A 4295-nucleotide genomic window follows, 5' to 3' on the forward strand; every position below is an offset into this window, starting at 1 on the left:
AGGCCGCGCAAGCAGGCCTGATATGCTTGGCTGGTGATCCAAGAGGGCGCAGCGCCTCTGGCCCATGGCAATTAGCGGAGCGGCCCGGAGGGAATTGCCTAGTGGGTTGTCATTTCAAATGACAATTCTTCCCTTCCCGGCTACCCTGACCCCATCACCTGCCGCGTAAATCCTTTGTCTTTTATCCGGCCTCACATGTCACAAGTCATAAGTCTTATCCCTGATGTTCAAGGCCGCCATCCGCGTCAACAAGATCACCAGCATCGCCCAGCTGCGCGGGGCCACCCTCCACGCTGAACGGGCCGACGAGACCAGCCAAGCACGGCTGCGGGAAGGGGCTGAGCCAGGAGCGGGTCTGGCATGGTCCAAAGCCCCAGAGAGCGACCGCGACTACCTCGCCGCCTTCAAGGCCCATAAGGCCGAGCTGGGCGCTGGTGAACGCAAGGGCGCGCCTCTGTGCATGCAGGCGCTCTGTGTCGTGTCGCCGGAATGGGTCAAGGCGGCGGGCGACCTCCACGACCCCGAGAACCCCCGCAACCGCGCCCTGTTCGACCAGGCGAAGGCATGGGCGGAAAGCTGGGCTGGAAAGGGGGCGGTGTTCGGCGCACGTCTCGACCTGGACGAGGCAGGCGGCGCTGTGGTGGATCTGATGATTGCCCCGGTGCGCACCAGCCGCGGCAAGCCCGTGATCTCCACCCAGAAGGCCCTGGTCGAGCTGAAGGCCGCGACGGGGGAGAGGAACGAGTATTCGGCCCTGCAGACGTCCTGGGCGGACTGGTCGCGCCAGCATCTCGATGCCCAGATCGAACGAGGCACCCGCCGCGTCATCACCGATCGGCAGCATCTGACTCCCGAAACCTATGGCCTGGTGAAGGACAAGGCCCGGGAAGAAGTGCTGCGGGATCAAGTGCGGACCCCTGACGTTGTCCGTGCCCTTCAGAGCGCCTCAGAGCTGTCCCCAGAGGCCCTGGACGATCTGCGCGACCTTCTGCTGCTCCAGAGGGAGATACAGGCCCACAGGCGCGCTCCTGCTGCCTATGAGGCCCCTCGGGCATGGGCGCTGCAGCTCTCTCTGGTGGATGGCACGAAAACCGACCCCTGGCCAATCATCAACGATGTGCGCAAGGACGCAGAAAATGTCGTCACGACAGCCCAACGCTTCGGCATGGGCATGGATGACGACCGCAAGGGGTATGAGGCTGGACGGGCCTTCTTCCCGGCCCTGACCGACAGGATGCATCTGACGGCCGTCATCGCCAAATGTGCGGATTTCTGCGCTAGGGCGGAAGCCTTCGTGAAGAACACCCTCGCCCAGCTGCGCGGCGATGAACGGATACCCTACCCCAGCCACGCCCAGCTCTGGCCCCAGAACGCCGAAGCTGCGGTGACCCGCAATGAGCAGAACCTTGGCCTACGGGCGCCAGAGGTCACAAAAACCATTCAGCGCGAACCAAAACCGGAGATCGAAGTTGAGCAGGAAGCGCCGGTTCAGTCCAAGCACAGGTCGCGGGATCTGGACTTCTGATCTTCTCAGCAAACCCCGACAGATCAGCCTGGACAGGTTCCTGGGGAAAATCCCCCCCAGTCCCCCCCTTACCACCCGCTCAGCCCTCAAGGGCTTCGCGTGCGGTGGCAAACAAAAACTCCACAACCGCCCGAAGGCGGGGGATCGCCAGCCCTGTGAATGGGCGCTCCCCCCCGGCGCGCAAGCGCGCTCGGCTGTGGATTTTTTGCCTGCCTATATAAGAGTGAGAAGAGAAACATCGATTTTGCCTTGCTGCGTTGAATCACGAGCGAAGAAATTTTGACATCGAGCGAAGAAAACGCGACATCGAGCGAAGAAAATCGTTGAGATTTCTTCGCTCAGGGGACATAGTCGCTTCGCGTGAGAGACAATAAATCATACGAAAACCTTCGCTGGAGCGAAATCTTATGGCGCTGAATTTGCGAAAGCTGGAATACTCACCGACCGAGAACCCGTTCATGGATGGATCGGAGATTCAGACGAGCCACAAGACGGTGCGTACTCGCTCGGCACCCAAAGACCTGATGGACCCTGATACTGGCGAAGTCGTCGGATCGAGTATCATCCACGTCATTGAGGAGAAGGACGAAGAGCATTTCGTGAAGGTGTTCGCCGAGGGCGTGAAAGCAGCCTTCGATCTGAGTAAGACGGGTGCACGAGTGTTTCAGGCTGTCTTGGGCGAGTACCAGAAGTCGAAGCTGACAGGCGGATACTCCGACAGCGTGAGTCTGATCTGGTTCGATGATGGGCTGAACGGTCGCGCCTTGGACATGAGCGACCGCACCTTTCACAATGGTCTGAAAGAGCTGATCGCCAAGGGCTTCCTCAAACCGAAGCTACCAAACCAGTTCTGGGTGAACCCCGCCCTATTCTTCAAAGGCGACCGTGTGGCCTTCATGCGAGAGTACCGCATCAAGAGGCGCAGCACATTGGAACAGCCCGCAACAGGCACTCTGGAACGCGACGGAACCCCATGAGTTACACCCTTGGAGACGCGGCAAAAGCCGTAGGAAAAAGCAAGACGACCCTGCACAGGTCTATAAAATCTGGCAAGATTTCAGCTACTAAGCTGGAAGATGGGTCTTATGCCATTGATCCGTCAGAGCTGCACAGAGTGTTCCCCATGGTAACGGAAGTAACACCGACAGGTGAGTTACCTAGAAACAAACCGGAACACCAAGGTAACAGCTTAGAAGCCCTCCGCATCCAGTTGGAAATGCAAGAGAAAGAGCGCGAGCGAGAACGCGCCCTTCTCCAGGAAACCATTGCCGATCTGCGCGAGGACAGGGACAAATGGCGTCAGCAGGCAACCGCCTTGCTTGAGGATCATCGCCCCAAAGGATTTTTCAAAAGACTCCTAGGGCGCTGACCAAAGACCCTATTTACGGGGCTACTGCGGCCCGGCGCTTAAGCCCGCCAACATCCGCATCGGGTGTTGATGAAGAATTTTGAGCGATGAGGAGCTACGATCATGTCTGTTAACCATGATGCCATGGAGGTCCTGATCCGGGACGGTTTGCGGGAGTTCAGCGCGCCCGGAAAGGTGGCGGACCAGCGGATCAAGCCCCGCCTCGCAGGGCATCTTCAAGAGCAGGGGTTTGAGGTCGATGTGGAAGACAGGAACCTGTTCCTAAAGGGGGGGATGCCCGCTTGGCGTGACAAGGAGACCGGTGGCATCGTCCCGACGTCCGGTCGCCGGAGGATTGATCTGGTGGTCCGGTCCGAGGGGAATGTTGTGGCCCTGATCGAGACGGAGTCTGACCTCAATGACCTGCGCGAAACCGGGATCTCGCGCCGATCCGGTCATTATGACGTGTTCAGCATCGCCAGAAGGTCAGATGGGAATACCTATTTTGACTCCTACAAATCCCTCGAGCGGATGGCGTCTGCGGCGTTCTACGCCGGGGGAGGAACGCCGAGGGCGCTGGAGCTGGTGACATCGGAGGCCCCCCAGGACCATAACCCGCTGGGCTTGGGCCTGTTCCTCGTCTGCGGGAACACCCGGTCGAAGGATCGCCGTATCCTAGAACCAAGATTGGAAGCCCTCAACGCCCGCCTAATCAGCCTCAATGTACGAGGATAGGGGTGCCGTCAGCCCGTACACTTCACACTTAGCATCGGCTCTTGAAAAACCCATCATGATAGGTTATTTTCAATCATGGTCACGATCTACCGGGCGCATGGTCTGCGCGTCATCATCTTCACTGACGACCACGAGCCAGCCCATGTGCATGTGTTCGGAGACGGACAGGCCAAGATCAACCTGATCGGTCCTGACGGTTTTCCGGCCCTTGTCTGGGCAGAAGGCATGAAGGCGAACGATCTGCGCCGTGCCGTGCAGTTGGTCCATGACCAGCGGGAACAGTTTCTTGCCAAGTGGAGGGAAATCCATGGTTGACCTGACAGACGCCGAAATCAACGCGGCCCTAGAGCGGGGCCGCATCGCACAACAGACCGAACCGCGCGCGACATCTGCGCGCTATGACCGGAAAAATGGGCGTATCATCGTCGAGCTGACCAACGGTTGTACCTTCGCCTTTCCGCCCCGTATGGCGCAAGGGCTGGAGGCAGCCACGGATGACGATCTGGCTTCGGTAGAAATCCTCGGCGCGGGTTATGGCCTGCACTGGGAAGCCCTCGATGTAGACCTGTCCGTGCCAGGCTTGCTGGCGGGCCTGTTCGGAACGAAGGCTTACATGGCTCGCCGGGCAGGACAGGCCACATCGCCCGCCAAGTCGGCAGCCGCGCGGACGAACGGGGCCAAGGGCGG

Annotated in this window: 6 protein-coding genes; all 6 read left to right on the forward strand. The window is 59.7% G+C overall.

Annotated features, from left to right (window positions below; all coding sequences use genetic code 11):
* Positions 1-223: 223 nt before the first annotated feature.
* Positions 224-1525, forward strand: coding sequence for a plasmid recombination protein (locus tag IE126_RS25275; RefSeq protein WP_189383119.1), 1302 nt, complete (start codon positions 224-226; stop codon positions 1523-1525).
* Between the two features lie 407 nt (positions 1526-1932).
* Complete coding sequence (locus tag IE126_RS25280; protein ID WP_189383121.1) at positions 1933-2502, forward strand: helix-turn-helix domain-containing protein; 570 nt, start codon at positions 1933-1935, stop codon at positions 2500-2502.
* Positions 2499-2894 (forward strand): MerR family transcriptional regulator, encoded by a 396-nt coding sequence (locus tag IE126_RS25285; RefSeq protein ID WP_189383123.1) that lies wholly within the window; start codon positions 2499-2501, stop codon positions 2892-2894. Before IE126_RS25280 ends, IE126_RS25285 begins: the two co-directional genes overlap by 4 nt.
* A gap of 102 nt (positions 2895-2996) precedes the next feature.
* Positions 2997-3608, forward strand: coding sequence for a hypothetical protein (locus IE126_RS25290; protein ID WP_189383125.1), 612 nt, complete (start codon positions 2997-2999; stop codon positions 3606-3608).
* Positions 3609-3683: 75 nt separating this feature from the next.
* Positions 3684-3923 carry a DUF4160 domain-containing protein gene (locus tag IE126_RS25295; RefSeq protein WP_189383126.1) on the forward strand — a complete coding sequence of 80 codons (240 nt, stop codon included), beginning with the start codon at positions 3684-3686 and terminating at the stop codon, positions 3921-3923.
* Positions 3916-4295, forward strand: a 380-nt coding sequence (locus IE126_RS25300) for a DUF2442 domain-containing protein (RefSeq protein ID WP_189383128.1), incomplete at its 3' end; no start/stop codon positions are given. The genes IE126_RS25295 and IE126_RS25300, both read left to right, overlap by 8 nt.

The organism is Gemmobacter nanjingensis (genome assembly GCF_014652195.1).
Lineage (GTDB): Bacteria > Pseudomonadota > Alphaproteobacteria > Rhodobacterales > Rhodobacteraceae > Gemmobacter > Gemmobacter caeni.